Source organism: Rhizobium sp. LjRoot258 (assembly GCF_964254185.1).
Taxonomy (GTDB): domain Bacteria; phylum Pseudomonadota; class Alphaproteobacteria; order Rhizobiales; family Rhizobiaceae; genus Rhizobium.
The window spans coordinates 3204192-3220660 of the sequence record NZ_CAXUST020000001.1 but is presented as its reverse complement, the minus strand read 5'-3'; the positions used below and the strand labels follow the sequence as shown (position 1 = coordinate 3220660).

Annotated in this window: 16 protein-coding genes and 1 pseudogene; 11 read left to right on the top strand and 6 right to left on the bottom strand. The window is 61.6% G+C overall.

Going from position 1 to position 16469, the window contains the following annotated elements; genetic code table 11:
- Positions 1-83: 83 nt before the first annotated feature.
- The 3 genes from ACSQ9D_RS15815 to ACSQ9D_RS15805 are packed head-to-tail and all read left to right on the top strand — an operon-like array spanning position 84 to position 3032.
- Positions 84-1232, top strand: coding sequence for a Re/Si-specific NAD(P)(+) transhydrogenase subunit alpha (locus tag ACSQ9D_RS15815; RefSeq protein ID WP_436282987.1), 1149 nt, complete (start codon positions 84-86; stop codon positions 1230-1232).
- Positions 1232-1630: a proton-translocating transhydrogenase family protein gene (locus tag ACSQ9D_RS15810; protein ID WP_024315862.1), complete on the top strand. Its 399-nt coding sequence runs from the start codon at positions 1232-1234 to the stop codon at positions 1628-1630. Before ACSQ9D_RS15815 ends, ACSQ9D_RS15810 begins: the two co-directional genes overlap by 1 nt.
- A gap of 7 nt (positions 1631-1637) precedes the next feature.
- Complete coding sequence (locus ACSQ9D_RS15805) at positions 1638-3032, top strand: NAD(P)(+) transhydrogenase (Re/Si-specific) subunit beta (RefSeq protein WP_436282986.1); 1395 nt, start codon at positions 1638-1640, stop codon at positions 3030-3032.
- A gap of 158 nt (positions 3033-3190) precedes the next feature.
- Here ACSQ9D_RS15805 and ACSQ9D_RS15800 read toward each other — a convergent pair whose 3' ends face one another.
- The 5 genes from ACSQ9D_RS15800 to rpsU (ACSQ9D_RS15780) all read right to left on the bottom strand — a co-directional run bounded on the left by ACSQ9D_RS15800 (position 3191) and on the right by rpsU (ACSQ9D_RS15780) (position 7915).
- A complete protein-coding gene (locus ACSQ9D_RS15800) occupies positions 3191-3673 on the bottom strand; it encodes a DUF992 domain-containing protein (protein WP_436282985.1) in 483 nt (160 codons plus the stop codon).
- Between the two features lie 59 nt (positions 3674-3732).
- A complete protein-coding gene (locus ACSQ9D_RS15795) occupies positions 3733-5391 on the bottom strand; it encodes a sensor histidine kinase (RefSeq protein WP_436282984.1) in 1659 nt (552 codons plus the stop codon).
- 222 nt (positions 5392-5613) lie between these two features.
- A complete protein-coding gene (locus ACSQ9D_RS15790) occupies positions 5614-6678 on the bottom strand; it encodes an NAD(P)/FAD-dependent oxidoreductase (protein WP_436282983.1) in 1065 nt (354 codons plus the stop codon).
- Positions 6679-6702: 24 nt separating this feature from the next.
- A complete protein-coding gene (locus tag ACSQ9D_RS15785) occupies positions 6703-7566 on the bottom strand; it encodes a tetratricopeptide repeat protein (RefSeq protein WP_436282982.1) in 864 nt (287 codons plus the stop codon).
- A gap of 136 nt (positions 7567-7702) precedes the next feature.
- The gene (gene rpsU, locus ACSQ9D_RS15780; protein WP_003585885.1) at positions 7703-7915 is read right to left on the bottom strand and encodes a 30S ribosomal protein S21; all 213 of its coding nucleotides are present in this window, start codon (positions 7913-7915) and stop codon (positions 7703-7705) included.
- Between the two features lie 446 nt (positions 7916-8361).
- Here rpsU (ACSQ9D_RS15780) and ACSQ9D_RS15775 point away from each other — a divergent pair, with 446 nt between their 5' ends.
- The 3 genes from ACSQ9D_RS15775 (at position 8362) to ACSQ9D_RS15765 (ending at position 9536) form a co-directional block, all read left to right on the top strand.
- Complete coding sequence (locus ACSQ9D_RS15775) at positions 8362-8571, top strand: cold-shock protein (RefSeq protein WP_037119557.1); 210 nt, start codon at positions 8362-8364, stop codon at positions 8569-8571.
- Between the two features lie 456 nt (positions 8572-9027).
- Positions 9028-9267 carry a 30S ribosomal protein S21 gene (rpsU, locus tag ACSQ9D_RS15770; protein WP_007527643.1) on the top strand — a complete coding sequence of 80 codons (240 nt, stop codon included), beginning with the start codon at positions 9028-9030 and terminating at the stop codon, positions 9265-9267.
- A 41-nt stretch (positions 9268-9308) separates the two neighbouring features.
- Positions 9309-9536, top strand: coding sequence for a hypothetical protein (locus ACSQ9D_RS15765; protein ID WP_037119553.1), 228 nt, complete (start codon positions 9309-9311; stop codon positions 9534-9536).
- A 110-nt stretch (positions 9537-9646) separates the two neighbouring features.
- Here the strand turns inward: ACSQ9D_RS15765 and ACSQ9D_RS15760 are convergent.
- A pseudogene (locus ACSQ9D_RS15760) lies at positions 9647-10403 on the bottom strand (DUF1254 domain-containing protein); the annotation flags it as partial.
- 369 nt (positions 10404-10772) lie between these two features.
- Between ACSQ9D_RS15760 and ACSQ9D_RS15755 the strand changes: the two are divergent.
- From ACSQ9D_RS15755 to ACSQ9D_RS15735, 5 genes are all read left to right on the top strand, one after another.
- On the top strand, positions 10773-12026 hold the full coding sequence (locus ACSQ9D_RS15755; RefSeq protein WP_436282981.1) for a sarcosine oxidase subunit beta family protein: 1254 nt from the start codon (positions 10773-10775) through the stop codon (positions 12024-12026).
- A gap of 12 nt (positions 12027-12038) precedes the next feature.
- A complete protein-coding gene (locus tag ACSQ9D_RS15750; protein WP_436282980.1) occupies positions 12039-12380 on the top strand; it encodes a sarcosine oxidase subunit delta in 342 nt (113 codons plus the stop codon).
- Positions 12377-15370, top strand: coding sequence for a sarcosine oxidase subunit alpha (locus tag ACSQ9D_RS15745; protein ID WP_436282979.1), 2994 nt, complete (start codon positions 12377-12379; stop codon positions 15368-15370). The genes ACSQ9D_RS15750 and ACSQ9D_RS15745 overlap by 4 nt, the downstream gene beginning before the upstream one ends.
- Complete coding sequence (locus tag ACSQ9D_RS15740; RefSeq protein ID WP_436282978.1) at positions 15363-15911, top strand: sarcosine oxidase subunit gamma; 549 nt, start codon at positions 15363-15365, stop codon at positions 15909-15911. The genes ACSQ9D_RS15745 and ACSQ9D_RS15740 overlap by 8 nt, the downstream gene beginning before the upstream one ends.
- Before the next feature lie 154 nt (positions 15912-16065).
- Positions 16066-16461 carry a VOC family protein gene (locus ACSQ9D_RS15735; protein ID WP_368515174.1) on the top strand — a complete coding sequence of 132 codons (396 nt, stop codon included), beginning with the start codon at positions 16066-16068 and terminating at the stop codon, positions 16459-16461.
- Positions 16462-16469: the final 8 nt, after the last annotated feature.

Sequence of the window (16469 nt, the reverse complement as noted above, 5' to 3'; positions counted from 1 at the left end):
GCGGCTTTTCCAAAGCTTTGACTGAATGTTCGGGCTGAGCAGGGAGGACCTGCGGCAGGCTGGCTGACCCGGAGGAGGGGCGGTTGGGCAACGTTGTTTTTGTGGCGAAGGAAATCACGGGGGATGAGACGCGTGTCGCTGCGTCCGTCGAAACCGTAAAGAAGATGATAGGGCTTGGGCTCGACGTCGTCGTCGAGGCGGGAGCGGGGGCCAAGTCGAAAATTCCGGATGCGGAGTTCGAAGCGGTCGGCGCAAGCATCGGTTCGCTCGGCGCGGCGGCGACAGCTGATGTCGTCCTAAAAGTCCGCCGCCCGACGCAAGAAGATATCGGCGGCTACAAGAGCGGTGCGATCGTCATTGCGGTCATGGATCCCTACGGCAATGACGAGGCGCTCGCCGCCATGGCCAAAGCCGGGCTCTCCACCTTCGCCATGGAGCTGATGCCGCGCATCACCCGCGCGCAGTCGATGGACGTTCTTTCCTCGCAGGCAAACCTGGCAGGCTACCAGGCCGTCATCGAAGCAGCGGCGGTCTATGACCGTGCCATGCCGATGATGATGACGGCAGCCGGCACCGTTCCGGCAGCCAAGGTCTTCGTCATGGGCGCAGGTGTTGCCGGGTTGCAGGCGATCGCCACGGCCCGTCGTCTCGGCGCTGCCGTTTCGGCGACCGACGTTCGTCCGGCGGCCAAGGAGCAGGTCGCGTCCTTGGGCGCGAAGTTCATCGCCGTCGAGGATGACGAGTTCAAGGCGGCGGAGACCGCCGGCGGCTACGCCAAGGAAATGTCCAAGGAGTATCAGGCAAAGCAGGCAGCCCTCGTGGCTGAGCATATCGCCAAGCAGGACATCGTCATCACCACGGCCCTGATCCCCGGGCGCCCGGCACCGAAGCTCGTCTCGCGCGAAATGCTGAAGTCGATGAAGCCGGGTGCGGTTGCCGTCGACCTTGCGGTCGAGCGCGGCGGCAATATCGAGGGCGTCAAGCCCGGCAAGGTGGCCGACGTCGACGGCGTGCGCGTCATCGGCTTCCCGAATATGGCCGGCAGGATCGCTGCCAGTGCCTCCCAGCTCTACGCCAAGAACCTCGTCACCTTCCTTGAGACCATGGTCAACAAGGAAACGAAGACGATCGCCCTCAATCTCGAGGACGAGCTGATCAAGGCGACGATGCTGACGCATGCGGGCAATGTCGTGCATCCGGCATTTGGCGGTGCGAAGAAGGGGGATAACTGATGGCTGGTGAAGCAATGGACAAGGCGCTGGAGCAGCTGAACCAGGCCGTGAATGCCGTGGCGGCCGCTGCCGCGCATGCGCCCGAGGCGGCAAGTGCTGCAACCGGCGGGGCGATCGATCCCTTCGTGTTCCAGTTCGCGATCTTCGTGCTGGCGATCTTTGTCGGCTACTACGTCGTCTGGTCGGTAACGCCGGCGCTGCACACGCCGCTGATGGCCGTCACCAACGCGATCTCCTCGGTCATCGTCGTCGGCGCGCTTCTGGCAGTCGGCATCTCGACCAGCGGGCTTGCGACCGGTTTCGGCTTCATCGCTCTGGTCCTCGTCTCCGTGAACATCTTTGGCGGCTTCCTTGTCACCCAGCGCATGCTGGCGATGTACAAGAAGAAGGACAAGTGAGGACCGCATGACCAGTATCGCAGCCTTCCTCTACCTCGTCTCCGGCGTGCTCTTCATCCTGGCATTGCGCGGCCTTTCCCACCCGGCCAGCAGCCGGAAGGGCAATCTCTACGGCATGATCGGCATGGGATTAGCCATCCTCACCACGCTGACGCTGGCAACGCCCTCGTTCGGCGGCCTGGTGTTGATCGTCCTCGGTCTTGCCATCGGCGGCGGTGCGGGCGCCTATATCGCCCGCGTGATCCCGATGACCTCGATGCCGCAACTTGTTGCCGGTTTCCACTCTCTGGTCGGCCTTGCGGCCGTGCTGGTGGCGGCCTCGGCGCTCTACACGCCGTCTTCCTTCGGCATCGGCAATATCGGCGAGATCCACACCGAGGCGCGGATCGAAATGGCGCTTGGCGTCGCCATCGGTGCGCTGACCTTCACCGGCTCGATCATCGCCTTCCTGAAGCTTGACGGGCGCATGTCCGGCAAGCCGATCATGCTGCCCTTCCGGCATCTGATCAACATTGCCCTGCTGGTGTTGATCGTGCTGTTCATCACCGGCCTCGCCGCAACGGAAAGCCATTTCGACTTCTGGGCAGTCGTTGCCCTGTCGCTGGCGCTCGGCGTACTGCTGATCGTGCCAATCGGCGGCGCCGACATGCCGGTTGTCGTGTCGATGCTGAATTCCTATTCGGGATGGGCGGCGGCCGGCATCGGCTTCACGCTCGGCAACCTGGCGCTGATCATCACCGGTGCGCTCGTCGGCTCATCCGGTGCGATCCTGTCCTACATCATGTGCAAGGGCATGAACCGCTCGTTCATCTCGGTCATTCTCGGCGGCTTCGGCGGCGAGACGGTTGCGGGCGGCGCGGACAATTCGGACAAGACCGTCAAGCTCGGTTCGGCAGAGGATGCAGCCTATCTGATGGCGAACGCCTCGAAGGTCATCATCGTGCCAGGCTACGGCATGGCGGTGGCACAGGCGCAGCATGCACTTCGCGAAATGGCCGACAATCTGAAGAAGAACGGTGTCGAGGTAAAATACGCGATCCATCCGGTCGCCGGCCGCATGCCAGGTCACATGAACGTGCTGCTTGCCGAAGCGAACGTGCCCTACGATGAGGTTTTCGAGCTCGAGGACATCAATTCGGAATTCGCGCAGGCGGATGTCGCCTATGTCATCGGCGCCAATGACGTCACCAATCCGGCGGCGCGCGACGACAAGACCTCGCCGATCTACGGCATGCCAATCCTCGACGTCGACAAGGCGAAGACCTGCCTCTTCGTGAAGCGTTCGCTCGGCTCCGGCTATGCCGGCATCGACAACACGCTGTTCTACAAGGACGGCACGATGATGCTGCTTGGCGATGCCAAGAAGGTCACCGAAGAGATCAACAAGGCGATCAATCACTGAGGCGTCGCCAGGTTGCTTGATCTTCCCGGACGTTCGAAGGGTCAATCGCATCAGCGGGACGATGATGATGATGATGATTTTCGGCCTGAGGGATCACTCCGCCTGATATGGAAAGGAGAGAGGCCGCTTGCCTCTCTCCTCCTCGGCGCGACCTGCGATCAGGTGGCAGCCGGCGCCAGCGTCAGTTTCTCCACGCCGAGCGCGAGGTTCAGGCCTTCCTGAGCCTGCACGTTCAGTGGCTGGAGCATGAAGGATTGGTTTGTACCACCGGCGATGACCTTGGCACCCGCACCCGCGCCGAAGCTCGCATCGGCCCCTACGCCGTAATACTCACCCGCCAGCGCGTATTCTGGAATATCGGTTCCGGTCTTGGCCAGGACCTGCCATATCATGACAGTCTTGCCCGTCTGGCCGACATCCAGTCCGAATTTCCGGATTGTTCCGGCATAGACGACCTTCGGGCCTCCTTCCGCCGGCGTGTAGGTGCAGAGTAGGTTCTTCTGCGAGGTGACGATCAGTCCCTGACCGCCCTGTGATCCGCAGACGAGCTGACCGAGCGTGATGTAACTTGCGGCACTTGCCGGGTTTGCGATGGCGGCTACTGCGGCCACCGCCGCGGCAATCATCGTTTCCCTGAACATGGTCTTCTCCTTTCGAGTAGCCTGTCCGAAACGAACGTTCAGCGGGATTGTTCCGTGACCTATGCGCGCTCCAAGGTGCGGCGAGGGGCCGTCAACGCCCAATAAAACCCTTCCGGCCGGAAGTCGATTTCGACGGTGCCACCAAAAGCGGCGGCGGCGTGGTTCTTGATGATGGTCGTACCAAAGCCTGAGTTCTCTGGCGGGTGGGCGGGCGGACCGTCACGCTCCTCCCAGGTGAAACGAAGCATGGGTTCGCTACGCTCTTCGTCTCGCGCGTCCTGCCAGCTCAGCAGAACACGGCCGTGCGGCACGGAAAGGGCGCCGTATTTCACCGAGTTTGTTGCCAGCTCATGCAGAACGAGGCCGAGGTTTTGCACCACCTCGGGCCTCAGCGTGAAATCCTTGCCCGATATATCGGCCTGCTCGGCAGCTTGTGGAAAGCTCTTGAAGTGGATGTCGATCACCCGTCGCAGCGATGCGCCCGCCCACTGCTCGCTGGTGAGCAGATCGATCGAGCGGGAGAGGCCCTCGAGGCGATCGGCCACCGCTGCCTGGTATGCCTCGACGCTGTCGGCGCGCTTGGCGACCTGGCGCATCATCGCCTGTACCAGGGTCAGCAGGTTCTTGGTGCGGTGCACCAGTTCGTTCATCACGAAGTGCAGGCGATCTTCGGTCTGGCTCCGGTCGAAGGATGCGTTGGAGAGCGCGACCGCAACCTGGTTGGCTTCGATGACGCTGGTCTCGATCGGCGCCACGATGTGGCCTTCGCCCAGGCGAATGGCCATGTCGGCGATCGAGCGGATTGTCGTGCGAACCTGGCGCGCCACCACATAGGCGGCCAGAATCGCGAGAAGCATCAGCGCCAAGCCGCCGATGACCAGAAAGCGCCATGTCGTCAAGATAGAAGCCTGCGCCGTGGCGACTGGTCCCCATATGACAGCCTTCCAGGACCAGCCCGGAATCTGCGCATAGCCCAGCATTGCCTTCGGCAGGACCTGTCTATCCTCGTACACCCCGCTGGAATCGACCAGTGAGGGTAGAATGCTCGGATTGAAAGGTTGGCCGAAGCCGATGTTCGTAGCGCCGGCGGAGGCGACCACATGGCCGCTCTGATCGATGACAGCTGCAGACCAATCGGTCGGCAGGCCTTCAGTCGTGACAAGTTTCGCAAGGTCCCTGGCGTTCTGCGTTATGATCAGCGCCCTGACCTCGCCCGCCTGCAGCGGCATGGTAACGTTGTAGACGAATTCACCGCTCGTTCGCCCCATGAACACATCCGAGGCTTCGATTCGGCCCGACTTAATGGCCGCTTCGACAGCCGGCAGGTTCCCCGCTTTCCCGAGGAGCTCGCCGTAGTTCCGGCGGGTGTTCAGGAGCTGCTGGCCGCTCTCGTCGACCGCAATGACATAAAGGTTATCTGCCCGCAGAGATGTTTCAGTGCGGGCGTGGAACGACGCGAAGTCGTTGCTCTCCAATTCCGGCGAGTTGGAAAGCAGCCTTAAAGTTGTAGCCATGTCCTGAAGCTGGCGATCGATGGACCGGGCGAGAGCGGTGGCATCCTGGGCTGTTTCCCGCTTCAGAATCGAGCGCTGGTTATCTTCCAGCTGTGCCAGCAGAAGTGCCACAAGGGCGAAAATCGGCAAGGCCGTCGCAACTGCCATCGCGATCAGGTAAGTCCCGATCGACGCCTTCGGAAAGAAGCGGAAGCGGCCTCTCATGAGCCTATACTTTGTTGCGTTACGCAGCCGAAACTGCCGGTGCGCCGGCCGCTTACAGGCATGAAAGCAAAAAACTGGACCACCGCAATTGCCTTCAACGCGCCCCCGGCTCTCCTGATAGCCTGCTATCGAAACGATTGTATGTTAGGGACAGGTGTTGCTGCTTGCAACACACTAAAACATGTCGCCCGGCAATTCGCAAATTTTTGTTCGACTGTGGTGTCAGCCGAATCTTCCGAGGCGGAAGGAAGCGAGGGATGCATCCGCATCGCCCGAAAGAATCTCGTTAGACGCGAGTAGGCCGACGAGCGGCGCGAGCGTTACCCCGGAGTGCATCACGGCAATATAAAGGCCGCTCTGGCCGCAATTGCCGATGATCGGGAAGCCGTCCTTGGGTGTCGGACGGTAGCCGACGGTGAAGAACTCCATGCTCAGCCGGTCGCTCTCCGTCAGGCTTTCCTTCATCGTCGCAAAGAGTACCGCGGCAGTGGCGTGCTGGTCGGCGCCGGGATCGGTGCCGCCGAAATCGGAGCCGGCGATGATGCGGCCGTCGGCCGTCTGGCGCATATGCAGATCGGCTGCCATGACCAGGCCGTTCAGCCGCCTTTCGAAAGGACGCGAGTGAACGATCAGCCCGGGCGGAGCTTCCAAGGGGAGTGTGACGCCAACAGCGGCGGCAAGCGGCGTGCTGCCTGCGCCGGCGGCCAGGACAATGTGATCGGCCTCGATCATGCCTGCCGATGAGACGACGCCGGCAATCCGCTCGCCGCTGCGAATAAGGCCGTCGACAGCGGCGTTGACGAACTTGGCGCCCCTGGTTTCCGCGTCGGCAAGCAAAAGCCGCGCGGCTGCGGCCGGCTCGACCGCACCTTCTTCTGCGACCGACAGCGCGAAATCGGGAGCATGTGCCAGGTAAGGCTCGCGCGCTGCAATTGCTGCGCTGTCGAGCCGTTCAATGTCATAGCCCCACGAACGGTGCTCGACGGCAAACGCCTCAAGCCGATCGGGCGGCAGGTCAAAGCAGATGCCGCCACACCAGGAAAGCGGCAGTCCGGGGAGCTCGCGGCCCAAGCGCTTCCATTCGGCCATGGAACGGCGGCGAAAGTGAAAATAGAATTCCGGGTTGCCCCAGCTCGCATTGATCCAGGCAAAAGAATTGGGTGTCGCCACACCGCCGATGTCCTCGGCTATCACGGTAACGGCGGCGCCGTCACGCGTCAGGTGCCAGGCGATCGAGGCACCGACAATGCCGGAGCCGACGACGACCACATGCTGTTTCGCTGCCATCGTCGGTCTCCTGCCTGCAATGCCTTAGCCGGTTGTCGCTGCGCCCACGCGGGCAAGACCGTCCTTTGCCGGCTGGTACTTCGCATCCAGGCCGATCGCGTGACGGTAGGAGCGCGCAGCCTTGTCTTTTTCGCCGCGGCGCTCATAGACCAGCGCCTGGTTGGCCCAGGATTCGGCAATGTTGCCGTTGAGCTCGATCGCGTGGTTGAAGTCGGCAAACGCATTGTCGTCGTCGTTCAGCGCGATGTAGGAGATGCCGCGGCCGTTATAGGGTTCCGGCGCGTTCGGCGAAAGCGAGATCGCCTTCGAGAAGTCGTCGATCGCCTTGTCCTGCTGATTGCGCTTCTGATAGATCAGACCGCGATTGTGATAGGCGCGGCCATCGGTCGTGCCGTTCTGGATCGCCTTGTCGAAATCGTTGAAGGCGGCATTGTCCTGACCGGCGGCGCGGTAGACGTTGCCGCGGCCGATCAGCGCCACGTCGTAGTTCGGATTGATCTGCAGGGCGGCGTTGTAGTCCTGAATCGCCTGCTGTTGCTGGCCCATGTTGCGGTAGACCAGCGCGCGGTTGGCGTAGGCCTGATAGAAACGCGGGTTGAGCTGCAGCGCCGTATTGAAGTCGTTCAGCCCCTGGCGGAAATCGCCGCCACGGCCATAGGCGGAGCCACGGACGTTGTAGCCTTCCGGATCCTTCGGATTGGCATTGATGACTGATGTCAGCGAGGCGATGTTTTCCTGTGAACCCTGCGCTTTGTCGATGCGAATGACAGCATCGGACGTGTTGCTTGTCGTGCAGCCAGCAAGGCCTAGCGCGGTGACGATTGCGAAAACCGGTAGAACAGCGATTTTCGGCGAACGCAGAGAGCGGGTCTTGGTGATGTCAGCCATGCGGGCTCGTTTTCCCCCAGTGTAGCCGCTCCGTTTCAAGGACGGGCAGGCTTCAGCAGCAAATTAAAAAGGCGGTGGCGAACAGATCGCCCCCGCCAACATGCATTTGAAAACGTCGAAATAACGACAGCTACGCTTAGCGTGCGACAAGACCTTCGCGCTGCGCCCGCTTGCGAGCCAGCTTGCGAACACGACGAACGGCTTCGGCCTTTTCGCGAGCGCGCTTCTGCGACGGCTTTTCGTAGTAGTCGCGCATCTTCATTTCGCGGAAAATACCTTCGCGCTGCATCTTCTTCTTGAGAGCGCGGAGAGCCTGATCGACATTGTTATCGCGGACAAGTACCTGCACGAGAATCACGTTCCTTTGGTTTGGTTGGTCCCGGCGTCGGCAAGGCGCCAGAGGCAAAAAATATACGGTTCGCGCGGCCGGAGCCTTGCGATTGAGGTTGCGGATAGCAGAATGGCGGGTGGAAGTCCATATGCTCTGGCGGTTCTTGCGGTAAAAAACCGTGTCTTGTCCCCATCGGCGCCGGTTTGTTGAGCCCTCAAAAGGCTGACATTCGGCACAGCTGGGTATCCCTGAAGCACCGCCGATCAGCGTTGCGCGATCCGCCCGAACCCAAATAGCCTGCTTCTTTCCCTTGTTTATTCCGCCGTTTGCGATATATGTAGCCCATCGACTGTTGGTTGTGACCTTTGTCAAAGAGCGCGAAGCTCCGTCAGATTTCCTCTCAAAATCGATCTTAGCCTTGTGAATAAACGCATGGCAGTAACGACTATTGAAAGGAGATCGTTATGAATTCAGGTACCGTTAAGTGGTTCAACAGCACCAAGGGCTTCGGCTTCATTCAGCCGGACGACGGCAGCACGGACGTTTTCGTTCACATTTCCGCCGTTGAACGCGCTGGTTTGGGCAATCTTTCCGACGGGCAGAAGATCACCTACGATCTCGTTCGCGACAAGAAGTCCGGCAAGAATTCTGCGGACAACCTGCGCGTAGCTTAATTCTCATTCGGCCCGGCTGACCACGGATGTACTGGCAGTTGAGAGCCTGATGGCGAAGGTCGGGGTTAAACCCGGCCTTTTATGCTTTTGACGATCAAGACAGTTCGGTGAAACCAAATGGTACGAATGCCAAGATACGCTGTCGGCGACAGTATCGTTCTGAAAGACGGTTTCGTCCGTACCGAAGAGGCGAGCAGGACCTGTATAATTGCGGCGATTCTTCCGTCTGACGGCAGTCGCCCGCAGTATCGTGTTCGATTCGAGACCGAAAACTTCGATCGGCGGATTCTTGAGAGCGATATCGACGTGAACCAGTCGGCATCCCCGACGCCGAGAGTTGACGCCGCTGCCGATATCCGGGGCGGATCCTGGTTGAAAACTTCAAGCATCAGGGTGCGGAAGTAGTTTCCACTCTGACCAACCGGCAAACGAGTTTGCCGCATGAAAGGAAAGAATTTGCAGGTTCTCGTTCGAGACAACAATGTCGACCAGGCGCTCCGCGTCCTGAAGAAGAAGATGCAGCGCGAAGGTCTGTTCCGCGAGTTCAAGGCGCGCAGCGCCTATGAAAAGCCGTCCGAGAAGCGTGTCCGCGAAAAGGCCGAGGCGGTTCGCCGCCAGCGTAAGCTTGCGCGCAAGAAGCTTCAGCGTGAAGGTCTCCTTCCGGCTCCGAAGAAGGCAGTCCGTCCGGCCCGCTGAACTGCCATCTGGCAGACTCCTTCTAGATAGAGAGAGAGCAGATGACTTCAAAAGACGAACTCTTCAATCCGGCTAAGCTCTCATCGCGCGATAAGGCGGCCGTCACCGATACGACGGCGAGGGCAATCGTTACGGCGGAAGCCGCCGCTCGCGAAAAGAAGACGGAAAAGCTGAGGGCGTTGCGCTTGCAGCAGGAAGCCGATGCACCACCGGCCGCCGCCGCTGTCAAGAAGCGACGGACTGCGCGCAAGTCGGCTTCGTCCTCCTGAAAAGCCCCCGCGCCTATGGGCGCGAGGCCTCTTTGCTTGACGGAATAGAGCCTGCTTAGGCTTCAATGGCCATGTTCGCTCGGACTGGTCGAGGCAGGTCGGTGGAAGCATCACTGCGCTGTGACCTGTTGGAGCCCAGGCACCATTTCGACTGCGGGCGGGTTCCATTTTCCTGTCAAGGCTTCTGCTTTCGGCCCGCAAAGACGCATCGTCAGGTTGAACGGTCCTGCTGGTGCGGGTAGCCAGTTCGCTTCCTCTGCCTCGCCCGGGCTCTTGCTCTGGAAGTAGAGATCAAGCGACCCGTCCGCATTGTTCGAACGGCATCCAGCTGCTCACGGCAAACCGGTTCATGCTGTTGGCGACTTGAAATCCCTCCGGATCGTAAAGCGTGACAGACCAGAACGCTTTGACCGGTGGTAGGCTCTCCTTGTCGAGGTGGATCTTATAGCTCATTCCGTTTAGCGGGTTTCCCTTCTCGTCGCCGAGGTTGAGCGGGTAGATCGCGTCCTCCGGCAGGTTTGCGCCAAGCCCGAGCTGCGCCACGATCGCCCGCTTCAAGTAGTAGTTGCCATAGACGCCCATGGTGTCGGTGTTCATCGACCAGTTGTTGGCCACGCGAGCACGCGTTGCGATTTTCCAGTCCATCACGTTTTGAGCTTCGGCCGAGACGTCTTTCAAAGCTTCGGCGACGTCGGGCGCGACCTTGCTTTTATCGAAGCTTTTGCCCGGCTCTATCCCGATCCGCTTCATCTGGCTTATGATCGGCTGGTCGGTGGCGTGCGGCGGATTGACCTTCAGCAGTTCCGTTGCGTAGGCGAAGAAGTCCTCTGCCGCCATCCCGTCCACTGTCTTTTTTGGCCGCGTTTGATGCCAAGTCGGACGTGGAGTCTTCCTATAGGCGTGCCGACGTCTGGCTTATGAATGTTGCCACTGCTGCGGACGCGGGACCCTCAGCGCGCAAAGTGCGCTTGCGCAGTGCGTGAATTATGCGGTCAAAAATTGTAAGTGCAAATGCACTAAAATAAGAGGAATGGCGAGGGAAGTAGCCGCGACAGGCCGGTTCGGCTTTTTTTGCCGGTGTGCTCTGCTTGGAAGAGAGCACGCGATCTCATTCATTCTTGCTGTGTGTCAAAACAAAAGCCGCTTCGCGTCGCAAAAGAAACGTTGTGCCGCTTTTGGATTTGCGATTTGTATGGCCGACGAGAAGGGACCTTTCCCCGAAGGAGATGAAGGCGGATGCGCAGATACTCGGTTTTTGCCGTGGCACGGGAGGCCCTGAGAGGCCACAAGGGCTGGGAAAAGCAATGGACTTCGCCCGAGCCGCGCGCCGAATACGACGTCATCATCATCGGCGGTGGCGGACATGGCCTGGGTGCGGCTTATTATCTCGCCAAGGAGCACGGCATCACCAATGTCGCGGTGCTCGAAAAGGGCTGGCTCGGCGGCGGTAACACGGGTCGCAACACGACCATCATCCGCTCGAACTATCTCTACGAAGAGAGCATGCACATCTACGAGCATTCGATGAAGCTCTGGGAGAACCTGTCGCAGGATCTCAACTACAATGTGATGTATTCGCCGCGCGGCGTGATGATGCTGTCGCACAATGTGCACGACCAGCAATCCTTCAAGCGGCATATCCATGCCAACCGCCTCTACGGCATCGACAACGAGTGGCTGACGCCGGAGCAGGCCAAGGCCTACTGTCCGCCGCTCGATATCTCCGCCAGCGCCCGCTACCCGATCAACGGCGCTGCGCTGCAGCGCCGCGGCGGCACGGCGCGTCATGATGCGGTCGCCTGGGGCTATGCCCGTGCCGCCTCCGATCGCGGCGTCCACATCATCCAGAACTGCGAAGTGACCGGCATCCGCCGCAGCCCGGACGGGCGCGTCACCGGCGTCGAGACGAGCCGCGGCTTCATCGGCGCCAAGAAGGTCGGCGTTTCGGCGGCCGGCCACACCACGACGGTCATGAAGATGGCCGACGTGCGCGTGCCGCTGCAATCGAGCCCGCTGCAGGCGCTGGTCTCCGAGCCGCTGAAGCCGATCTTCCCCTGCGTGGTCATGTCGAACACAGTACATGCCTATATCTCGCAGTCCGACAAGGGCGAGCTCGTCATCGGCGCCGGCACCGACCAGTACAATTCCTACAGCCAGACCGGCGGGTTGCAGATCATCACGCATACGCTCGATGCCATTTGCGAGCTGTTCCCGATGTTCCGCCGTGTCAAGATGATGCGCCAGTGGGGTGGTATCGTCGACAACACGCCGGACCGTTCGGCGATCCAGTCGAAGACGCCGGTTCCGGGGCTCTACGTCAACTGCGGCTGGGGGACCGGCGGCTTCAAGGCGACCCCTGGCTCGGCCAATCTCTTCGCGCATCTGATCGCTCGCGACGAGGTGCACAAGTTCAATGCCGGCCTGACGCTGGACCGTTTCCGCACCGGCCGTCTGATCGACGAAGCCGCCGCTGCTGCCGTCGCGCACTGACACGAGGACATCATGCTTCTTATCTATTGCCCATACTGTCAGGAAGAGCGCTCCGAGCTCGAATTCCGCGGCGCCGGCGATGCTCACATCGCCCGCCCGGCCGACATCGCCTCGATCTCCGACGAGGCCTTCGAGGAATATTTCTTCCTGCGCGACAACCCGAAGGGCCTGATCTTCGAACGCTGGCGTCACCAGCACGGATGCGGCCGTTTCTTCAACGCGGCGCGTGACACGATCAGCGACAAGTTCATCAAGACGTACAAGGCAGGCGAGCCGAAGCCGGAGATCGGCGCGGCCGCCGTTCCGCATGCTCCCGTCGAGACCTATGAAGCGCTCGAAGGAGAGGCACAATGAGCGGCACGAACCGTATTGCAGGCAAGGGTCGCCTGACGCCTGCCAGAACCGCGCGCTTCACCTTCGACGGCAAGAGCTACACGGCGCTGGAGGGTGATACTGTCGCCTCGGCGCTGATCGCCAACAACATCCATCTGGTCGGCCGCTCGTTCAAGTATCACCGCCCGCGCGGCATTCTCTCTGCCGGTGCCGAAGAGCCGAACGCGCTGATCGACGTTGCGCGCGACAGCGCCCGCAAGCAGCCGAACGTGCGTGCCACGGTGCAGGAAGTCTTCGACGGCATGATCGTCGAATCGCAGAACCGCTTCCCGTCGCTGTCCTTCGATATCGGCGGCATCAACAACCTGATGTCGCCCTTCTTCGCGGCCGGCTTCTACTACAAGACCTTCATGTGGCCGAAGGCGGCATGGAAGCATGTCTACGAGCCGATCATCCGCCGTGCCGCCGGTCTCGGCGTCGCCCCGAAGGAAGCGGATCCTGATCACTATGCCAGCCGCTACGCGCATTGCGACGTGCTGGTGGTGGGTGCCGGCGTTGCCGGTCTTTCGGCTGCCCTTGCTGCGGCTCATGCCGGTGCCAAGGTCATTCTCTGTGACGAGCAGGCCGAAGCCGGCGGTGCGCTGCGCTTCGACAGTGGCGTCAAGATCGACGGTCTCGACGGCTATGAGTGGGCGCAGAAAACGGTTGCCAGCCTGAAGGCGATGGACAATGTGCAGGTTCTCACCCGCACCACCGCTTTCGGCTACTACAACCACAACTTCGTCGGCCTTGCCGAACGCGTCACCGACCATGTCGCAAACCCGGGCCGCCACCTGCCGCGCGAGCGTCTGTGGCAGCTGCGCGCCAAGCGCGTCATCCTCGCCAACGGCGCGATCGAGCGCCACATGGTATTCCCGAACAACGATCGTCCGGGCATCATGCTGGCCTCGGCCGCGCGCATGTATCTCAATCAGTACGGCGTTGCTGTCGGCCAGAAGGTCGGCGTCTACACTGCGCACGACTCTGCCTACGAGGCTGCGTTCGACTTGAAGCGCGCCGGTGTCGAGATCGCCGCGATCGTCGATGTCAGGCAGACGCCAGGTGCCGAGGTACTTGCCGAAGCGCGTTCGCTCGGCATCGACGTTCTCGCCGGCCAGTCCGTGGTCAACACCTCGGGCAAGCTGCGCATCTCCTCGATGACCGTTGCCCGCAACGGCGGCGGCTCACCGCGCAAGATCGCGGTCGATGCGCTGCTGGTGTCTGCCGGCTGGACGCCATCGGTGCATCTGTTCTCGCAGTCGCGCGGCAAGGTGGCTTTCGAACCGGAAACCCAGCGTTTCCTGCCCGGGACCTATGCACAGGATTGCCTCTCCGTCGGCGCCTGCAACGGCACCGACGATTTGCAGCAGACGATCGAAGAGTCGCTTGCCGCCGGCGAACTGATGGCGCAGGCCGCAGGCAAGTCGTCGGGCGGCAAGATCAGCCTGTCGTCGCGCCAGGCGCATCAGTGGACCGGCGGCATGATCGGCGCTGCCGAAGGTGCGGGCCCGGAGACCAGCGCCAAGGCGTTCATCGATTTCCAGCACGACGTCTGTGCCAAGGATATCCGCCTTGCCGTGCGAGAGGGCATGCACTCGATCGAGCATATCAAGCGCTTCACCACGAACGGCATGGCGTCGGATCAAGGCAAGCTCTCCAACATGCACGGCCTGGCGATCGCCGCCGAAATGCTCGGCAAGGAGATCCCGCAGGTCGGCCTCACGACGTTCCGCGCGCCCTATACGCCTGTCACCTACGGCACGCTGATCGCCCATTCGCGCGGCGAGCTGTTCGACCCGACGCGCAAGACGCCGCTGCACGAGTGGGAAGAATCCCATGGCGCGGTGTTCGAGGATGTCGGCAACTGGAAGCGTGCGTGGTTTTATCCGCGTGCCGGCGAGACGATGCATCAGGCGGTTGCCCGCGAATGCAAGACGGCGCGCGATGTCGCCGGCGTGTTCGATGCCTCGACGCTCGGCAAGATCGAGATCGTCGGCCCCGACGCCGCCGCGTTCATGAACCTGATGTACACCAATGCCTGGGATACGCTGAAGCCCGGCAAGTGCCGCTACGGCATCATGACGCGCGAAGACGGCTTTGTTTATGACGACGGTGTCGTCGGGCGTCTGGCCGACGATCGTTTTCATGTAACGACGACGACGGGCGGTGCGCCGCGCGTCCTCCACCACATGGAAGACTATCTGCAGACGGAATTCCCGCACCTCAAGGTGTGGCTGACCTCGGTGACGGAACAGTGGGCCGTCATCGCCGTGCAGGGTCCGAAGGCCCGTGAGATCATCGCGCCACTGGTGGAAGGCGTCGATATTTCGAACGAAGCCTTCCCGCATATGAGCGTTGCCGAGTGCACGGTCATGGGTGTGCCGGCGCGCCTGTTCCGCGTGTCGTTCACCGGCGAGGTCGGCTTCGAAATCAACGTGCCGGCCGATTACGGCCAGTCGGTGCTGGAAGCGGTCTGGGCCAATGCCGAGCCGCTCGGCGCCTGCGTCTACGGCACCGAGACGATGCATGTTCTGCGCGCCGAGAAGGGCTACATCATCGTCGGCCAGGACACGGACGGAACCGTGACGCCCGACGATGCCGGTCTTTCCTGGGCCGTCTCCAAAAAGAAGACGGATTTCGTCGGCATTCGCGGGCTGAAGCGGCCGGATCTGGTGAAGGAAGGCCGCAAGCAGCTGGTCGGTCTCGTCACCAAGGATCCGAAGCTCGTGCTCGAAGAGGGCGCGCAGATCGTCGCCAATCCGAACGAGCCGAAGCCGATGACGATGCTCGGCCACGTCACCTCGTCCTATTGGTCCGAAAATCTCGGCAAGTCGATCGCTTTCGCGCTGGTCGCAGGTGGCCGCGCACGGATGGGCGAGACGCTCTACGTGCCGATGCCGGACAAGACGATCGCCGTCGAGGTGACTGATTTGGTGTTCTTTGACAAGGAAGGAGGCCGCATCAATGGCTGATACGGCAGTTCGCAAGTCGGTGCTTTCTGGTCGTCATGGCGGCTCGGCCACAGTACGGCTGACGCCGGCGCCCGCGGCAAGCCGCGTGGCGCTTCGCGCCCCGGCGGAATCGCTCAAAGCACTTTCTTCCGCCCTTGGCGTCACGATCCCGGCTGCGCCGAAGACCTCTGGCCGCAAGGGTGGTCGTGCCGCCCTCTGGCTCGGCCCGGATGAATGGCTTGTTATCGACGAGTCCGGCGCCGACCTGATGGGTGCGCTCGCCAAGTCGGGCGCGCTGCATTCGGCCACCGACGTGTCGCATCGCAACGTTGCGATCATCGTCTCCGGCCCCGGGGCGGAGGCGACGATCTCCGCGGGCTGCCCCCAGGATCTGTCGCTCGAGATCTTCCCCGTAGGCGCCTGCTCGCGCACGCTGTTCGGAAAGGCCGAGATCGTGCTCTTGCGCACCGAGGACGACACATTCCGGGTGGAGTGCTGGCGTTCGTTTGCGGACTTCGTATTCGGCCTGCTGGCCGAGGGTGCGGAAGACGCCGCCCACTAAGCGCCACCAATTTGGAACTCCCGATCGGGGACGGTGATATTGTGCCGTCCTCGCGTGGCTTCAAGTTGCAAGGCCGCCGTCATTCGTGTCATCATCCACCATCGCGTGCGGCCCGTGTTGGAGCGTCGTCGCAACGGTTGCGGGGGTGTCTTCGATGATGCTGCATCACGTTTCTATCGTTGCCACGGATCTGGCCCGATCGGTCGCCTTCTATCGCAATGTCTTCGGTCTGGAGCAAATCGAGAGGCCGCCCTTCAGCACGGACGGAGCGTGGTTTGCCTGCGGCGCGCTGCAGGTCCACATCATCATCAATCCGGCCGGGACCTTCCGGCGTGCGGCGACCATAGACACGGCCGACGGGCATTTCGCGTTCCGCACCGATGATTTCGAGGGATGTATTCGAGGGCTGATCGCGAAGGGTTTTCGGGAGGATGGGCCTGATGGCGATCCGTGGCGGTTGCGACTTAGGCGCAATGGGCCGGCCGGCTTTCCACAAGCTTACCTCCTCGATCCCGATCGCAACATCATCGAAATCAACGGTGCTCCATAGGGATATCG